This window comes from Erythrobacter sp. BLCC-B19 (genome assembly GCF_028621955.1).
In the GTDB taxonomy this organism is placed as follows: domain Bacteria; phylum Pseudomonadota; class Alphaproteobacteria; order Sphingomonadales; family Sphingomonadaceae; genus Erythrobacter.
The window spans coordinates 1,356,685-1,372,238 of sequence record NZ_CP117516.1 but is presented as its reverse complement, the minus strand read 5'-3'; the positions used below and the strand labels follow the sequence as shown (position 1 = coordinate 1,372,238).

Genomic DNA, 15,554 nt, shown 5'->3' with positions numbered 1-15,554 from the left:
TTGGCAGGATGACGGGCGTCAGCCTAGCGACGCTTTTGCACCCGTTCCAGTTCGGCACGCGCTTCAAGCGCGACATCCTGTGCGCGGATCCAGTCGGGCGAGCCGTAGGGCAGGTAGGCCTCCGCCGCCTGGGCATTGGCGAGCGCTGCCGGATATTGCCGGTTCATCACCTGCACCTCGGCGCTGGCGAGCCGCGCGCGCGGAATATCGCCGCGCGCTTCATAGACGACGCCGAGCTGATACCAGGCGAAGGGGTTGTACCGATCACGCTGCACCGAAGCGCGCAGCACCTGTTCGGCTTCGGGGAAATTGGCCTTGTCCTCGGTCGCGATCAGGGCGTGGCCGAGCATCCCGGCAATCAGCGGATGGGCGCGGGTGATCTCGGTCGCGCGGCGCAAGGGGGCGAGCGCTTCGAGAGGGCGACCGGATTCGAGCAGCACCTGGCCCTTCAGCTCCAGAAACCACGGATTGTCCGGTTCGGCGGCAAGCAAGGCATCGGCCTCGGCCAGCGCCAATTCGACGCGGGCGTCCTTGTGATAGGCATAGGCGCGGGCATAACGCGCCGGGATGCTGGTGTCGCGCGGGGGATAGACGTTGAGCGTGCGGCGCGGTTCGGAGAGGTATCCGAACAGCTTGGCCTTGGCGCGGATGAAGCGTTCCTGCAACGCCGGATCGGGCGGGGTCTCCCATGCGGGATCCTGTTCCAAGAGCACCCGCAGCGTCTGGATTCGGTCGCCGGTGAGCGGGTGGGTGCGGGCATAGGCGGCTTCATCGGCCTGACTGTAGCCCGCGCGGATTTCGTTGCCGCGCAGCCGCTCGAAGAACTTGATCATGCCCTTGCCGGTGATCCCCGCGCCCGACAGGTAACGCGCGCCGGCAAGGTCGGTCGAGGCTTCCTGATCGCGGTTGAAGGCGAGGAAGCTGCCCATCGCGGCCTGCTGCCCGGCAGCGATAATCCCCATCGCGCCCTCGCCCGCGCCAGCCAGCGCCGCGCCGACACCGAGCAGCAGCGAGAGGATCGAGATGCCGTTGGCAGCCTTGGTGCGTTCGTTGAAGCGCACCACGTGCCCGGCGGTGATGTGGCCAAGCTCGTGCGCCAGAACGCCCTGCACCTCGTTGGCGGTCTCGGCCGCGGCGATCAGGCCGGTGTGGACATAGATCGCCTGCCCGCCTGCGACAAAGGCATTGATCGAGCCGTCATTGATCAGCACCAGCTCGACATTGCCCGGCTGCAACTCGCTCGCCTCGATCAGCGGGGCGGCGAGGTCCTTGAGCAGTTCCTCGGTTTCGGCATCGCGCAGAATCGATTGCGCTGCGGCAGGGTGCGCAGCGAAGATCAGGCTCGCAAGCAGGGCGAGAAAAGCGGCAAGGGGGTGGGTGCGACCGCGCATTGCGCGCACCCTACCGCCATTGCGCCTGAACGCCAAGTGAAGCGGGTCTGCGCCGCCCTTTGGCGCGATCGGAGAACCTAACCTACCACCTTGCGGGCCGCGCGTTCGATCATCGCGACATCCTCGGGCAATTCGGCGAGGATTTCCGCGCAGCCGATTTCGTCGCGGCGGATCAGCACCAGCGCGAACTCCGCGCCTGCGCCATCGAGATGTTCGAGCGTGATCGCCTCCAGCGCTCGCAATTGCTGGGCCAGGGCTTCGCGCACGGCACCCGGTTCCTCGACCGGCTTGCCCTGCTCCTCGCGGCGCAGACGGCGTTCGGCCTTGACGATCGCCTTCACCCCGCCCTCGGTCTCGGCGAGGAAGGATGCAAGGCCGCCGTGGGGCAGCCTGAGGCGATGGGCGTGGCTCAGCACGGCGGCATATTCGGTCAGGCGGGTCTTGTCGTAATCATGCCCGAACACGAGCTTGACCACCGGGGTCATCGGCGCACGTTCCTGCACGGTCAGCCCGGCATCCTGGATCAGTTCGGCATAGTCTTCAGGCGCAGCTTCGGCCGCGAGCGAGAAGTCGTAAGCGCGGCTGACAGCGGCATAAAGCGCCGAACGGCTGCGATCTTCGGTGCTGTCTGCCGCGCGGGCCAGTTCGCGCGCCGCAGCGAGGCAATCATAGAGCCCTGCATCCTCAGGCAGATCGGCGACCGGCAGCGGCTCATCCTCACCATCGTCCGCGAGGAGCGGAGCGACCGGGGTCGCAGCTGCTGCGGCGAAGGCTTCGAGCGCGGCAATATCGTCGTCTTCGGCAGGCTCGTCATGCGCGCCTGCAATCTCGGCCAGAGCCTCGTCGGCCAAGGGTTCTTCCGGCAGGGGCTGAAGATCGAACTCGGCAAGGTCGATCGCCTTCTTGGTGGGCGCCTCGATATAGTCGGCAAGGCTGGCGAAGTTGTAGCCTGCGCTGTCGCCCTCGCCTTCGTCCTCGTCATAGTCCTCGTCGTCATCGGCGAGGCCATACTGGCTGAAATCGGGCAGGCCGTGCTCCTCTTCGGGCGCGCTGTCGAAGGGCGACAGCGTTCCGAAATCGGCGGCGAAGTCATTGTAATCGTGCTCGGGCTCGTCCGCGTCGGTTTCATGCGCGGGCGAATCGGCCCAGTCGGTGACCGGGTCGGCCGGACGCCGCACCGGCTCGTCTGCGACCTCCAGTTCGGCCCCCAGCTCCAGCGCCTGATCGATTTCGAGCAGCAGCTCGTCTGCAACCAGCTGGTCGGCCATTTCCTTCCAGTTGATCACGCCATAAATGAAGTCGATCCGCTCATCGTCGCTCGAAAAGGGCAGCAGGATGCCGCGATAGAGGATCGCGATTCCGGCGTGATTGACGAACTCCGCCTCGAATCCGATCGGCGCCTGATTGGCGAGGATCTGCATATAGTGGTCGGTGATGCGGCTCAGGAGCGAGCGCGGGGGGACGTCCGAAAGCCGGGTGATGACCCCGTTCGCGCCGCATTCCTGCGCAAGCTTGTCGCCGAGGAAACGCACCGCCGGATTGTCGATCCCCAGCGAGAAATCGAGCAGCACGCTGTGCGGGCCGAAATCGGGCAAGGCCACAGGATCGAGATCGTCGATGTGCGGGAAAACACGCTCGCCCAGCAGGCTGGCCCAATGGTTGTAGGCGCGCACCTGCATCCGGCGTTCGTCCTGCCCGATGGCCTCGGGCGGGAGCTCGCGTACGCGGGCCGTATCGGCACTGTCCTCTTCGGATGCATCCCAGTCCCGCGCCGCAGAAGCGTCGGGATCAAAGGTGCCGCGCAGAGTGTCCATGGCTGTAATCCGCCCCTTGGTGAACCTGTTTGGAGAGGTTCTGGCGCGGTGTGGTAAACATCACGTTAAACGGGGCTGCTTGTTGTTGGCGCGATCACTTGCACGAACCGCACAGCACCAAAGGTTGCCCTTACAGGAAATACCGCATCTTGATGGTAAGCCGGCTGAGGCTTTCGCCGATGGCCAGCACTGCGTCCTTGAACTTGGGCGGGGCCATGTTGACCGGCGCATCGCGCGAAAAGCCGTAGCCTTCCTTGGGCATCATCCCCATTGCGCGGTCGGCCTTGCCGTTGTCGTTCTCATCATGCAGCAGCGCGATGGCATATTGGCCCGGTTTCACCCCGGTGAAGCGGATTTCCACTTTCTTGGCCGCCGGAACCACCACGCGATAGGCGTTGGGGTCCTTATTGCACTTGGGAAAGACGTCGGCCCGCGCCGTCATGCAGGCGCGCACCACGCCTTTGGTCGAACGGATGTCGGTCACCGTAATCACCACATCCGCCGCCTGCGCCGGAGCCGCCGCCGCCAGCATCGCCGCAGCACCGCCCAGCGCAGCCGCCGCCCTCACGATTGCACCGCCGCGCCGTGCCCGGCCTCGGCCACGATCCGCTTCGAGAGCCCCTTGTCCGTCCCGCACCACCGGTCCCAGACCCGGAAATATAGCCCGAAATTGCATCTGTATTCCTCGTGATGGCGCTCGTGATGGCTGGCCGTTATCAGCCAATCCCCCAACGCCGAGTGAACAAGCCAGCGCGGGAACATCTCCCACCCCATGTGATTGGTGACCCCCATCACTGTCGCCACAGTCAGCACCACGCCCAGCATGGCAAGGTGGATCGGGACGATAAACGCCAGCACCGGCACGACGATGGCGCCCGTGATCGCTTCGATCGGGTGAAAGCTCATCGCCGTCCATGCCGTCGGCGGGCGGCTGTCGTGATGGACGGCATGGGCGAGGCGAAACCACTTCGGCCGATGCATCCAGCGGTGGCTCCAGTAGAAACAGGTATCCTGCACGAAGAGATAGATCAGCACGGAGAGCGGGTGATACCACAGCGGCAGCGCCCCCCAGTCGGCGGTCATCTGCGTCCAGCCGTGGTGCCTCCAGCCCCACAGCACGATCCCGGCGGGCGCACCATAGATCGCGGCCGAGAGCAGCGACCAGCGCACCTCGCGGCGGATCTGCGCGGATTTGCCGGCATAGAGCCCGGGGCGCAGCTTGGCGGTGGCATAGGCGAACAGCCCGCTCGTCAGCAGGTATCGCAGCGCCACGATTACCGTGACGACCAGGCTGACGATCAGCAGCGCAAGCGGGACAGGCGTGTCGGCAGGCAGCATCGCAAGCCTGCTATGCCGCAAATCGCGGGCAGGCGACAGGGCAAAGGCGCGTGCGCTTTCAGGGGTGCGAATCGAGCGCCGCGCACAGCGGGTCGATCAGCGCCGTATGCCGCCGCATCGCCACCCGCGCGAGATGCTCCACCTGCGTCTTGCGCCGCGCTGCCGCCAGCGGGGCAAGCGCGGCGGGGCGCAGGATTTCGGCATCATAGCCATCTGCCACGATCACTCCGCACGTGTCGGGCCGGTAGGCCGCACTCTCGAGCGGGCTACGATCGAGCGCAGGCGGCAGACCCCAGTAGAACCGGTCGCAATAGTCGAGATAATCGGGCCACTTGGCATCGCCCAGCAGATCGCTGCGCGCGACCTTGATCTCGACAATCACGATCAGCCCCTTGGCATCGATCCCCATCAGATCGGCGCGGCGGCCATTCCTCAGCGGCACTTCAGGCAGGCACCAGATGTCGTTGCGGGCAAACAAGCGCCCGATCCCACGCGCAACATCGGTCGCGGCCAGCGGCAGCGAATCAGGCAGGGCAAGCGGAGCGCCAGTCATGGCGCAGAGTTGGAACGAAAGTGGAACGCCGTCAAGCCGAAGCGGTTGATTCGAGCACGCTCACCATCGCCGCACGCGCCGCATGAAACTCGCGCCAGAGCACCAGCGCGGGTGCAGCGGTGTCCTGCCCGCGGCGGGCGAGCGTCCCCAGCGCGCCAAGTCCCGTGTCGAGCATCGCGGCACAATCAGCGACATTCTGCGCCACCAGCGCGCGCTGCCACGGCGCGGCCCGCGCGATCACCGTGCCCAGTTCGCCGCCAATCTCCACCGGTTCGGGCGCGATCCGGGCAAGCATGGCAAGCGCCGCTGCCTGCCCGTGCAGCGCGATCAGCGCCTCGGCCAGCACTTCGGGCGCAGCATCTGCGGCCTGCGCGGCGGGCGGGAGAATCGTCTCGGGCGGGAGCGTTGCCATGGCGTGGAGCCTATGGGCGCATCCTTGCCGAGAGGTTAAGCCCGTGCCCGCGAGGGCTGCGGTGCTCCGCCCCGGCACAAAAACTGTAGCGCCGCCCCGCCCCACTTGCTAAGCGCCGCCCGGCACGCAACAATGCCGCCCCACCGCGGCATCAGCACCCGTAGCTCAGCTGGATAGAGCGCTGCCCTCCGAAGGCAGAGGTCACAGGTTCGAATCCTGTCGGGTGCGCCACTTTTCCAACACAATAACAGTTGCTTATCAATTCGCTGCTACATGCGGATTGGTGTTGGAATGGCGCACGGAGGCCGGAGCCCAAGGTGAGCCTAAATCTTTGAGGAAAATGAACGTTTCTCTTTAGGCGATTGTATCATTTCCGCCGGAACCGGAAATACCACACCTCGTGCCCATAGACCGTGCGCGCCTTGTGTTCGTAGCGCGTCTCGGGCCAGCCGGAGGGGCGGACCTGCCAGTCGGACGGCTTCTCCACCACCCATTCGAACAGGTCGGTGTGGCGCTGCATCACCATCAGCGCGTGGCGCAGATAGACCGCATGATCGGTGCCGAAGCGGAATTCGCCGCCGGGCTTCATTTTCTGCGCGAACAATCGCACCGGGCCGTCGTTCATCATCCGCCGCTTGGCATGGCGGGCCTTGGGCCAGGGATCGGGGTGGAGCAGATAGAGCATCGTCAGCGCGCCATCGGGAATGCGCTGGAGCACCTCCAAGGCGTCACCATGATGCAGGCGGATATTGGCGAGCTTCTGGTCGGCCACATGGGTCAGCGCCTGCGCCACCCCATTGACGAAGGGCTCGGCCCCGATGAAACCGTGATCGGGCAGCAGATCGGCGCGGTAGGCGAGATGCTCTCCCCCGCCGAAGCCGATCTCGAAATGGAGCGGGCGCGCGTCTCCGAACAGCGCCTCGCTCGTCACCGCGCCCTCGGCAGGCACGCTGATCTGGGGCAGGAGGTTGTCGACCAACCCCTGCTGATAGGTGCGCAGCTTCTTGCCGACCGAGCGGCCATAGAGCCGCGCAATGGTGGTCGGATCGCCTTCCTTGAATGCCGTCATGGGGACGGCCCTTAGCAAAAGCCGCGCGCCGCTCCAGCACGGAAAAAATGGGTGCGGTTCGTCGATCTGCCTCTCGCGCAGACCAGGCAGCGTGATTAGGAATATCGCCAAACCCGCATGGAGTTCACCGTGAAGCACTTCGCCATCTGCGCCGCCGCGCTGCTTGCCGCCCCGCTTGCCGCCGAAACCCCCGATTGGGCCGCCCTCGCCGCGCAGGACATCGAGGCGCTCTATGCCGAGACCAAGGCCAATCATCCGGGAATGCACGATCCCGCCAACCCGGCCTTCCCCGCCCTGCTCGAACAGGCGCGCAGCGAGGCGCTGGCCTATGCCGGCAAGGCGACAAGCGCGGCAGGCTTCGAGGCGAGCCTCGATCGCTTCTCCGCGGTGCTCAACGATGTGCACGCGGGCGCCTATGCCACGTTGCCGGAAGGCTATGCCCCCACGATCCGCTGGCCGGGCTTTGTCGCGGCGTGGCGCGGGGATGCGATGTATGTCTACAAGTCGGCAGAGGGCGGTCCGCTGGCGGGAAGCCGGATCGAAAGCTGCGACGGCACGCCTGTCACCGATCTCGTCAAGACCCGGGTGTTCGGCTGGCGCAACGGGGCGAGCATCCCCGGCGCGTGGTGGGCCTCGGCGCGGCTGGCGCTGATCGACGACGGCAACCCCTTTGCCGCTCTGCCGCAGACCTGCCGTTTCGTGTTCGATGGCAAGGCCGAAGACCGCACCCTGAGCTGGAGCCCGGTGCCGGATTATTACCGCGAATGGCGCAACGGATCGATCAACGGCGATCTGCTCCCCATCGGAATCGAAGAATGCGCGCCCGGCATCCACTGGATCGCCATGCCCGATTTCCAGCCCGACGAAGCGGGCGTGGCGGCCTATGACGCGCTGTTCGAGACGCTCGCAGCCAAGGCCGATAGCCTGCGCAGCGCGCGGGCGGTGGTGCTGGATTTGCGCTACAACAACGGCGGATCATCGCTCTGGAGCCGCCGCGTGGCCGAGCACCTGTGGGGCAAGGACGCGGTCGGCCTGCGCGCCGCAGCCCGCTCCGCCAAGACACAGGTGTGGTGGCGGCCCACCCCCGGCAACCTTGCCGAGGTGCGCGGCTTTGTCGATCTGCTGAAGGAACAGGGTCAGGCGGAAACCGCCGCGATCGTCGCGCAATTCATCCCCCTGTTCGAGAAGGCGATTGCCAAGGGCGAGACGTGGTTTGTCGAACCTGACTTCGACCCTCCGGCCAAGACCGATGCGGCCCCGCCCGCACCGCAACTGACCGTGCCGGTCTATGTCGTCGTCCCCGGCCAGTGCGCGAGCGCGTGCCTTGATGCGATCGACACGTTCAAGCTGTTCCCGAACACGATCCTGATTGGCGCGCCCTCCAGCGCGGATTCGACCTATATGGAGGTGCGCAACCCGCCCCTGCCATCGGGCATGGCGCGCGGGATCATTCCGATGAAGATGTATGTCGACCGTCCACGCGGCAACGGGGTGTCCTACACGCCCGACATCGAAATGGCCGATTTCGACTGGTCGACGGCGAACTTCCTCAAGTGGATCGAGGACGATCTGGTGGCGCGGTTCTGAACCTCTTGGGACAAGCGCCGGAGTAAGGGAAGCAAGGTGGGCGGTTGCGAGGCCGCAAGAGCCGCCCTCCTTGCCATGCGTTGACCTGTTGGACAGCTTAACGCATCACGGGCGGGACTTGCTGCACACCACCTTGCCGGCGATCACGCGGCACTGCACGCCCTTGCCGATCGACCAGTGGCCTTCACCGGCCAGCACGGGGGCGGGAAGCGCAGCCGCGCCCAGGGCGATGGTAACGGCGGCAAGCACGGCGTTCTTGATGGTCTTCATGGTGGTGTTTCCTTTTATCAGGCGCCCGAATGGCCACAGCGGCTCAGGGCATCACCACAACGGGATGGGTGCGCGGCTTATTCCGCTTGTGTGCGGAAATCTTTTCCCTTGCCCCGATGGAGCGATTGCCACCGCCCCCGACCGGCCGGTGCGCAGGCGGCCGCGCACAAGAAAATCGTGCTGGACGCGGGCGCGCGGCTTGTGGTGATCTCGGGCCATGTCCACCCCGTCTGCCGACTGCCCCGATGCGCTGCGCACTGCCCTCAATGAAAAGGAGCTGGAAATCCTGCGCCTGCTGGCAGGTGGGCACACGGTAAAGTCGATTGCAACAGGGCTGGGCCGCTCCGAGGCCTCGATCAACGAGCGCCTGCGCGAAGCACGGCGCAAGACCGGCGTGGGCAGCAGCCGCGAGCTGGCCCGGCTTCTGGCAGAACAGAAAATCTGGGACAGGAAAACTGATCTGTCCGACGATCCGGCGTTCGAGGAGGCTCCATCCGTTCCCCGCAGGAAGGGGTTCGAATGGACGAAAGGACGAATTGCCATGGCCATCATGCTCCCCGCCGCCGCCCTCAGCCTCGCGCTGGCTGCCGGCTCAGCCGCCCTCCCGGACACCGCGCAGAACGCAGAACCCGCCCAGACCGCACAGGCCGCCTCGCCGCTCGCCGGGAAATGGTCGCTCGATGTCGCGCGGCTGCCCGAGAACGAGCGCCCGGAGTCGGTGACGATCACTTTCACGCCGCAGGCCGACGGGCGGATGCACACGCTGGTGTGGATCACCAACCGCGACGGCGGGACGATCAAGTCCGAATCCACTGCCGCCACCGATGGTGTGCCTGTGCCGGTGGGAGGGAACTTCGCGGAAATTGACTCGGTCGCCCTGCGCCAGCCCGCGCCCGACACGCTGGTGATGACGCTTGCCAAGGGCGGCGAGCGGTTCTCGACCCGGGTCTACACGGTCGCGAAGGACGGCCGGAGCATGACCGAGACGATCGTTTGGGCGAATGGCGAAATGCCCGAGCCCAAGGCGCTGGTGTTCAGGCGGGTGGGCTGAAACGCGAAGGCCCGGAGCGATCGCCCCGGGCCTACCCGTTAACAGTTGAGGCGCTGTTCCGGCCCGAAGGGCCGCAAGGCCGACCGGCCGCCCGCAGCTGCTCGATCCTGAAAGGATCGAAACGCAGCGAGGACGAGGGCGCGGAGGCGCCCTCGCAACCAGTTACGCCGCTTCGACCTCGGTCTCGCTGTCGCGCAGCACGTAGCCGCGGCCCCAGACCGTCTCGATGTAATTGTCCCCCCCGCAGGCCAGCGACAGCTTCTTGCGCAGCTTGCAGATGAACACGTCGATGATCTTGAGTTCGGGCTCGTCCATCCCGCCGTAGAGGTGGTTGAGGAACATTTCCTTGGTGAGCGTCGTGCCCTTGCGAAGCGAGAGCAGCTCGAGCATCGCATATTCCTTGCCGGTCAGGTGCACGCGGGCACCATCGACTTCGACCGTCTTGGCATCGAGGTTCACGGCGAGCTTGCCGGTGCGGATCACCGACTGCGAGTGGCCCTTCGAACGGCGCACCACGGCGTAGATGCGGGCGACCAGTTCTTCGCGGTGGAACGGCTTGGTGACGTAATCGTCGGCGCCGAAGCCGAAGCTGCGGATCTTCGAATCCATTTCGGAAATGCCCGACAGGATCAGCACCGGGGTCTGCACCTTGGCGACGCGCAGCTTCTTGAGCACGTCATAGCCATGCATATCAGGCAGGTTCAAATCGAGCAGGATGATGTCGTAATCATACAGCTTGCCGAGGTCCAAGCCCTCTTCGCCGAGGTCGGTCGAATAGACGTTGAAGCCTTCGGTGGTGAGCATCAGCTCAATCGCCTTGGCGGTGGTCGGTTCGTCTTCGATGAGCAGAACGCGCATTTTCGTCCCCTGTCTTACCCCTGGTAACCCCCGCTTAGGAGAGGTTGCTGCCTGTTAACCACGCCACTTCTCACCAAAAAAGGTTAATAAGAAGTTTAGAGCGTTAACGTTTTGAGGTGAGTCTTTCGAGTCACACCCCCGTGGAAGCGGAAAGTGCAGGCACGATAGGCGTTTACGATTGGCCCGCCCATTGCGGGCAAATGCTAGGATGCGCCCGCGAGCTTCTTCGCCCTGCGCCGCTCGGCGCTCGACCCCAGCCCGATTGCCTCGCGGTATTTGGCAACGGTGCGGCGGGCGAGGTCGAAGCCTTCCTTCTGCAGCATTTCGGCAAGTTGCTGGTCGGAGAGGATATTCTTCACCGTCTCGGCATCGATCAGCGCCTTGATCCTGGCCTTGATCGCGGCGCTCGATGCGCCCTCGCCATCGGCAGATGCGACCCCGCTGGTGAAGAAATATTTCAGCTCGAACGTCCCGCGCGCGCAGGCGAGGTACTTGTTGCTGGTGACGCGCGAGACGGTGCTTTCGTGCATCCCGATCTGCTCGGCCACCTCGCGCAAGGTGAGCGGGCGCAGTTCGGCAACGCCGCGGCGGAAGAAACCGTCCTGCTGCTTCACGATCTCGGCGGCAGTCTTGAGGATGGTTTTCTGGCGCTGGTCGAGCGCGCGGATCAGCCAGTGCGCATCGGCCAGCTTCTCCTTGAGCCAACCCTGCGATTCGCGGGTGGTCGCCCCGGCGTTGAGTTCGAGGAAATAGCCGCGATTGACGATCAGCTTGGGCAGCGTGTCCTCGTTCAGGGCAATGTCCCACCCGCCAGCCGCATTGCCGGTGACGAGGATGTCGGGCACGACCGTGCCTGCATCCGAGGTTGCGAAAGCAAGCCCGGGGCGCGGGTTGTAGCTGCGCAGCTCGCGCAGCATGTCGGCGAAATCCTCGTCATCCACCCGGCACAGGCGCTTCAATCGCTCCACCTCGCCGCGCGCCACCAGATCGAGGTTGTCGATCAGCGCCTTCATGCAAGGGTCGTAGCGATCCGCCTCGCGCGCCTGGATCGCGATGCACTCGGCAAGGTTGCGAGCGCCGACGCCCGAAGGGTCGAGCGACTGCACCAGGCGCAACCCCGCCTTTGCGTCAAAGAAATCGACCCCGAGATCTTCTGCCACTTCCTCCAGCGGGATCGTGAGATACCCCGCCTCGTCGAGCAGGCCGATGATGTGGCGCGCGATGAAGGCGGTTTGCGGATCGCTGGCGAGTGCGCCGATCTGGCCTTCGAGATGCTCGGCCAGCGTGACTTCGGCAGCGCGCAGCTGCTCCCAGTCGGGCATGTCGTCGAAGTCACCGCCCGAACCGGAGGCTGCGCCCCATTCGGCATCGCGCATTGATGGCCCCGCGCCGTCGCCGGTGTCGAAATCGCGGTCGACCGAGCCGAGGTCGAGCGGCGCATCCCCCTCGCCCCCGCCTGCCAGCATCAGCTGATCGGCGGTCGCCTCCTCCCCCGCAGACGCGGCAATCTCTATCCGCTCGGGCTCTCCGGGTTCAGCTGGGCCGCCGGTGTCGAGCAGCGGATTGGCTTCCAGCGCTTCGGATATGAAAGTCTCGATTTCGAGATTGGAGGCCGCCAGCAGCTTGATCGCCTGCTGCAATTGCGGCGTCATCACCAGCGATTGCGTCTGCCGGATATCGAGGCGGGGGCCGAGAGCCATGCCTGTTCCCGCTAGAGCGTGAAGCTTTCGCCAAGATAAAGGCGGCGCACATTCTCGTCGGCGACCAGTTCCTGCGGGCTTCCGGCAAACAGCACCTGTCCGCCATAGATGATGCAGGCGCGGTCGACGATGTCGAGCGTTTCGCGCACGTTGTGATCGGTGATCAGCACCCCGATGCCGCGCTGCTTGAGGTCTTTCACCAGATCGCGGATGTCGCTGATCGAGAGCGGGTCGATGCCCGCGAAAGGCTCGTCGAGCAGCATGATCGAAGGCTTGGCGGCGAGCGCACGGGCAATCTCGCAGCGGCGGCGCTCCCCGCCCGACAGCGCCATCGCGGGCGATTCGCGCAGGCGGGTAAGGCCGAATTCGTCGAGCAGGCGCTCCAACTCGCTGGCGCGGGTGGCCTTGTCGGGCTCGACCAGTTCGAGCACGCAGTTGATGTTCTGCTCCACCGTCATGCCGCGAAAGATGCTGGTTTCCTGCGGGAGATAGCCAAGACCCAGGATCGCGCGGCGATACATCGGCAGCTTGGTCACATCCTCGCCGTCCATCAGGATGCGGCCCGAATCCGGCTTCACCAGACCCATGATCGAATAGAAGCAAGTGGTCTTGCCCGCCCCGTTCGGCCCCAGCAGGCCGAGAACTTCGCCCTTGGCGACAGTCAGCGAGATATCCGTCAGCACCGAGCGCTTGTCATAGCTCTTGGCAATCGAGATCACTTCAAGCCCGCTGCCTGTGGGCTGAACCGTTGCGCCCGGGGCGTCTGGAAGAGTGGTGGTGCTCATGGCACGGCAACCTTTAGCAGCCTTCGAAGCGCAGGAAAGAGGCTGGGGGCATTTGGCAGGATTTTTGCTTAACCCGTCAGCGGCAGGGCGGCTCCGGGCAAAGGCGTAGGGATTCCCGCCAGTTGTTGCCCGTCTGATGCGCGTGACGCAACAAAGCGTCGGATTTCCGCGCCTTCTTGCAAGGCAGAGGCGTCTTTGCGATAGTGTCACGACGAAGACAGACCGTTGGGGAGCGGCACAGATGGTGAATTCCGACGTCAGCAGCAAGCGGCGCGCCAAGGGGCAGGTACTGGCCGCAAACAAGGTGCGCGACTGGCGCAAGGCGATGAGCGATCATGTCGCCTATGGCCTGCTGGCATACACGGCCCTGCAGATTTTCGTGACGGTCAAGGCGCTGGCGGAAGGCTCGTCGAGCCTGCTGCCCTATCTTGCGCTGATTGTGCTGGTGGCAGCGATCATTCCGGTGTGCCGGTGGTTCGAGAAACGCTGGGCCGGCCTCAGCGATGCGCAGGCGGCCGACCCCTGTTATGCCCCGGCCTTCAAGCGCGATATTGCCGCGCTGTGGGCGATGGCGATCGGCCTGCCCTTTGGCCTGACGCTGATCTTCAAGATGGTTTTGAGTTTGTTTTAGATTTCGCAGCCGCCGCCGCGGCTGCGTCCTCGGCGCTGTTCCTCCGCTACGCTCCGGGCGCCTGCGGGCGGCCGGTCGGCCTTGCGGTCGCTAGCGCGACCGATTGCAGCGTGTAACAGGCGGGACTGATGGAGATCAGTCCCTCCCGATCCTTTCAGGACGGGGAGGGACTTACGGCCTCACTTGCCCTCACCATACCTTTCGATCGCCTCGATGGTGATCTTGCGCGCTTCGGCAGCATCGCCCCACTTGCCCACACGCACCCACTTTTCGGCTTCCAGATCCTTGTAGTGGGTGAAGAAGTGCTCGATCTGCTGGAAGATGATGCTCGGCAGGTCGGTGGTTTCCTTGACCTCGGCATAGTACGGGAAGGTCTCGTTCACCGGCACGCAGACCAGCTTTTCATCGCCGCCCTGCTCGTCTTCGAGGTTCAGCACACCAATGGGGCGCGCGCGCACCACGCAGCCCGGGATGAAGGGCGAGCGCGAGATCACCAGCGCATCGAGCGGGTCGCCATCGGGCGAGAGGGTGTGCGGCACGAAGCCGTAGTTCGCGGGGTAGCGCATCGGCGTGTGCAGGATGCGGTCGACGAACAGCGCGCCCGATTCCTTGTCGAACTCATACTTCACCGGCTCGCCCCCAGTCGGCACTTCGATGATGACGTTGAGATCGTCGGGGGGATTCACGCCGGTCGGAATCTTGTCGATGCGCATGGATTTTCTCTTCTGCTTGGAGCCGCGCGTGTTCGCTTGCGGCGGAGAGGTTGAATGGCGACGCGCCCCCTTAATGCGTGGCGCAGGATTGCGAAAGGGGCTGTGTGGGCGTAATCGCGCGCCGCTATGAGCAAGAAAACACCGCAGGCCATTCGCGGCACCCAGGACATCTTCGGCGCCGATGCCGAGGCCTTCGCCTTCGTGGTCGAAACCTTCGAGCGCGTGCGGCGGCTCTATCGCTTCCGCCGGGTGGAAATGCCGGTGTTCGAAAAGACCGAGGTGTTCGCGCGCAGCCTCGGCGAGACGACCGATGTGGTGTCGAAGGAGATGTATTCCTTCGAGGATCGCGGCGGCGAATCGCTGACCCTGCGGCCCGAATTCACCGCCGGGATCGCGCGGGCCTTCCTCACCAACGGCTGGCAGCAATTTGCGCCGCTGAAGGTCGCGACCCACGGCCCGCTGTTCCGCTACGAGCGCCCGCAGAAGGGGCGCTACCGCCAGTTCCACCAGATCGACGCCGAAGTGATCGGCGCGGGCGAGCCGCAGGCCGATGTCGAGCTGCTGGCGATGGCGGATCAGATCTTGCGCGAGCTTGGCATCAACGATGTCACCCTGCACCTCAACACGCTGGGCGATGCGGCCAGCCGCGAGGCGTGGCGGGCGGCGCTGATCGACTATTTCCGGGCGGTGAAGGATCAGCTCTCCGAGGAATCGCAGGAGCGGCTGGAGAAGAACCCGCTGCGAATCCTCGATTCGAAAGACCCGCGCGACAAGCCGTTCGTCGCCGACGCGCCCAGGATCGACGCGTTTTTGTCGGAGGAGGCGAGCGCCTTCTTCGCCGCCGTCACCAGCGGGCTGGATGCAGCAGGGGTGAAGTGGGTTCGGGCCGAAAGCCTCGTGCGCGGCCTCGACTACTACCGCCACACGGCGTTCGAATTCATTCCCGACGAGGGCAGCGCCTCGGCAGCGGCGCTCGGCTCGCAGAGCACGGTGCTGGGCGGCGGGCGCTATGACGGGCTGATGGAAAGCCTCGGCGGCGCGCCCACGCCTGCCGTGGGCTGGGCCGCCGGGATCGAGCGGCTGGCGATGCTGGTGGGGGCGCGGGAGGAGGCGAAGGCCGATGCCGTTGTGGTGGTCGAAAATGAAGATCGTCTGACCGATGCCATTACGCTGATGGGGCGACTGAGGGCGGCCGGTTTCTCGGCAGAACTCGTTGCCTCAGGCTCGCCCCGCAAGCGGTTCGACAAGGCCAAGAAGCTGCCCTCGCACGCGCTGGTTTCCTTCGCTGTCGGCGATGTCGGGGCACCCATGCGGATCATGGGTGACGGCGGAGAACGCCACACCGCTGTCGAAAGCTTCATTCTCTCCGCGCAATAGCCTCA

General features: G+C 65.2%; 16 protein-coding genes and 1 tRNA gene. 5 read left to right on the top strand and 12 right to left on the bottom strand.

Annotated elements, in window-relative coordinates; genetic code table 11:
• Nucleotides 1-23: 23 nt before the first annotated feature.
• From PS060_RS06370 to PS060_RS06345, 6 genes are all read right to left on the bottom strand, one after another.
• A complete protein-coding gene (locus tag PS060_RS06370) occupies nt 24-1,391 on the bottom strand; it encodes a M48 family metalloprotease (RefSeq protein ID WP_273986280.1) in 1,368 nt (455 codons plus the stop codon).
• 77 nt (nt 1,392-1,468) lie between these two features.
• Nucleotides 1,469-3,205 carry a PAS domain-containing protein gene (locus PS060_RS06365; protein ID WP_273986279.1) on the bottom strand — a complete coding sequence of 579 codons (1,737 nt, stop codon included), beginning with the start codon at nt 3,203-3,205 and terminating at the stop codon, nt 1,469-1,471.
• Nucleotides 3,206-3,335: 130 nt separating this feature from the next.
• A complete protein-coding gene (locus PS060_RS06360; RefSeq protein ID WP_273986278.1) occupies nt 3,336-3,773 on the bottom strand; it encodes a DUF2141 domain-containing protein in 438 nt (145 codons plus the stop codon).
• Nucleotides 3,770-4,543 carry a sterol desaturase family protein gene (locus PS060_RS06355; RefSeq protein ID WP_273986277.1) on the bottom strand — a complete coding sequence of 258 codons (774 nt, stop codon included), beginning with the start codon at nt 4,541-4,543 and terminating at the stop codon, nt 3,770-3,772. The genes PS060_RS06360 and PS060_RS06355 overlap by 4 nt, the downstream gene beginning before the upstream one ends.
• 58 nt (nt 4,544-4,601) lie before the next feature.
• Nucleotides 4,602-5,096 (bottom strand): MmcB family DNA repair protein, encoded by a 495-nt coding sequence (locus PS060_RS06350; RefSeq protein ID WP_273986276.1) that lies wholly within the window; start codon nt 5,094-5,096, stop codon nt 4,602-4,604.
• 31 nt (nt 5,097-5,127) lie between these two features.
• Nucleotides 5,128-5,508, bottom strand: a complete 381-nt coding sequence (locus tag PS060_RS06345; protein WP_273986275.1) for a hypothetical protein — start codon at nt 5,506-5,508, stop codon at nt 5,128-5,130.
• Nucleotides 5,509-5,662: 154 nt separating this feature from the next.
• Here PS060_RS06345 and PS060_RS06340 point away from each other — a divergent pair.
• Nucleotides 5,663-5,739, top strand: a tRNA-Arg gene (locus PS060_RS06340).
• Between the two features lie 136 nt (nt 5,740-5,875).
• Here the strand turns inward: PS060_RS06340 and trmB are convergent.
• On the bottom strand, nt 5,876-6,577 hold the full coding sequence (trmB, locus tag PS060_RS06335) for a tRNA (guanine(46)-N(7))-methyltransferase TrmB (RefSeq protein WP_273986274.1): 702 nt from the start codon (nt 6,575-6,577) through the stop codon (nt 5,876-5,878).
• A gap of 129 nt (nt 6,578-6,706) precedes the next feature.
• Between trmB and PS060_RS06330 the strand changes: the two genes are divergently transcribed.
• Nucleotides 6,707-8,164, top strand: a complete 1,458-nt coding sequence (locus PS060_RS06330; RefSeq protein ID WP_273986273.1) for a S41 family peptidase — start codon at nt 6,707-6,709, stop codon at nt 8,162-8,164.
• Nucleotides 8,165-8,269: 105 nt separating this feature from the next.
• Here PS060_RS06330 and PS060_RS06325 read toward each other — a convergent pair whose 3' ends face one another.
• Nucleotides 8,270-8,434 (bottom strand): hypothetical protein, encoded by a 165-nt coding sequence (locus PS060_RS06325; protein ID WP_273986272.1) that lies wholly within the window; start codon nt 8,432-8,434, stop codon nt 8,270-8,272.
• A gap of 217 nt (nt 8,435-8,651) precedes the next feature.
• Between PS060_RS06325 and PS060_RS06320 the strand changes: the two genes are divergently transcribed.
• Complete coding sequence (locus PS060_RS06320; RefSeq protein WP_273986270.1) at nt 8,652-9,485, top strand: response regulator transcription factor; 834 nt, start codon at nt 8,652-8,654, stop codon at nt 9,483-9,485.
• Between the two features lie 162 nt (nt 9,486-9,647).
• Here PS060_RS06320 and ctrA read toward each other — a convergent pair whose 3' ends face one another.
• The 3 genes from ctrA to lptB form a co-directional block, all read right to left on the bottom strand.
• Nucleotides 9,648-10,343 carry a response regulator transcription factor CtrA gene (gene ctrA / locus PS060_RS06315; RefSeq protein WP_017665026.1) on the bottom strand — a complete coding sequence of 232 codons (696 nt, stop codon included), beginning with the start codon at nt 10,341-10,343 and terminating at the stop codon, nt 9,648-9,650.
• 203 nt (nt 10,344-10,546) lie between these two features.
• The gene (gene rpoN / locus PS060_RS06310) at nt 10,547-12,043 is read right to left on the bottom strand and encodes an RNA polymerase factor sigma-54 (protein ID WP_273986269.1); all 1,497 of its coding nucleotides are present in this window, start codon (nt 12,041-12,043) and stop codon (nt 10,547-10,549) included.
• An 11-nt stretch (nt 12,044-12,054) separates the two neighbouring features.
• Nucleotides 12,055-12,828, bottom strand: a complete 774-nt coding sequence (lptB, locus tag PS060_RS06305; RefSeq protein WP_273986268.1) for an LPS export ABC transporter ATP-binding protein — start codon at nt 12,826-12,828, stop codon at nt 12,055-12,057.
• Between the two features lie 241 nt (nt 12,829-13,069).
• Between lptB and PS060_RS06300 the strand changes: the two genes are divergently transcribed.
• The gene (locus PS060_RS06300) at nt 13,070-13,459 is read left to right on the top strand and encodes a hypothetical protein (protein ID WP_273986267.1); all 390 of its coding nucleotides are present in this window, start codon (nt 13,070-13,072) and stop codon (nt 13,457-13,459) included.
• A 179-nt stretch (nt 13,460-13,638) separates the two neighbouring features.
• Here PS060_RS06300 and ppa read toward each other — a convergent pair whose 3' ends face one another.
• Entirely contained in the window at nt 13,639-14,172 is a 534-nt protein-coding gene (gene ppa, locus PS060_RS06295) for an inorganic diphosphatase (protein ID WP_273986266.1), read from the bottom strand.
• A gap of 126 nt (nt 14,173-14,298) precedes the next feature.
• Here ppa and hisS point away from each other — a divergent pair, with 126 nt between their 5' ends.
• Entirely contained in the window at nt 14,299-15,549 is a 1,251-nt protein-coding gene (gene hisS / locus PS060_RS06290) for a histidine--tRNA ligase (protein ID WP_273986264.1), read from the top strand.
• Nucleotides 15,550-15,554 lie beyond the last annotated feature (5 nt).

Bases quoted from the DNA above. Each gene is read 5' to 3' on its own strand.
- PS060_RS06370 (WP_273986280.1), bottom strand. From the start codon at position 1,391: ATGCGCGGTCGCACCCACCCCCTTGCCGCTTTTCTCGCCCTGCTTGCG.
- PS060_RS06365 (WP_273986279.1), bottom strand. From the start codon at position 3,205: ATGGACACTCTGCGCGGCACCTTTGATCCCGACGCTTCTGCGGCGCGG.
- PS060_RS06355 (WP_273986277.1), bottom strand. From the start codon at position 4,543: ATGCTGCCTGCCGACACGCCTGTCCCGCTTGCGCTGCTGATCGTCAGC.
- PS060_RS06350 (WP_273986276.1), bottom strand. From the start codon at position 5,096: ATGACTGGCGCTCCGCTTGCCCTGCCTGATTCGCTGCCGCTGGCCGCG.
- PS060_RS06345 (WP_273986275.1), bottom strand. From the start codon at position 5,508: ATGGCAACGCTCCCGCCCGAGACGATTCTCCCGCCCGCCGCGCAGGCC.
- trmB (WP_273986274.1), bottom strand. From the start codon at position 6,577: ATGACGGCATTCAAGGAAGGCGATCCGACCACCATTGCGCGGCTCTAT.
- PS060_RS06325 (WP_273986272.1), bottom strand. From the start codon at position 8,434: ATGAAGACCATCAAGAACGCCGTGCTTGCCGCCGTTACCATCGCCCTG.
- PS060_RS06320 (WP_273986270.1), top strand. From the start codon at position 8,652: ATGTCCACCCCGTCTGCCGACTGCCCCGATGCGCTGCGCACTGCCCTC.
- ctrA (WP_017665026.1), bottom strand. From the start codon at position 10,343: ATGCGCGTTCTGCTCATCGAAGACGAACCGACCACCGCCAAGGCGATT.
- rpoN (WP_273986269.1), bottom strand. From the start codon at position 12,043: ATGGCTCTCGGCCCCCGCCTCGATATCCGGCAGACGCAATCGCTGGTG.
- lptB (WP_273986268.1), bottom strand. From the start codon at position 12,828: ATGAGCACCACCACTCTTCCAGACGCCCCGGGCGCAACGGTTCAGCCC.
- PS060_RS06300 (WP_273986267.1), top strand. From the start codon at position 13,070: ATGGTGAATTCCGACGTCAGCAGCAAGCGGCGCGCCAAGGGGCAGGTA.
- ppa (WP_273986266.1), bottom strand. From the start codon at position 14,172: ATGCGCATCGACAAGATTCCGACCGGCGTGAATCCCCCCGACGATCTC.
- hisS (WP_273986264.1), top strand. From the start codon at position 14,299: ATGAGCAAGAAAACACCGCAGGCCATTCGCGGCACCCAGGACATCTTC.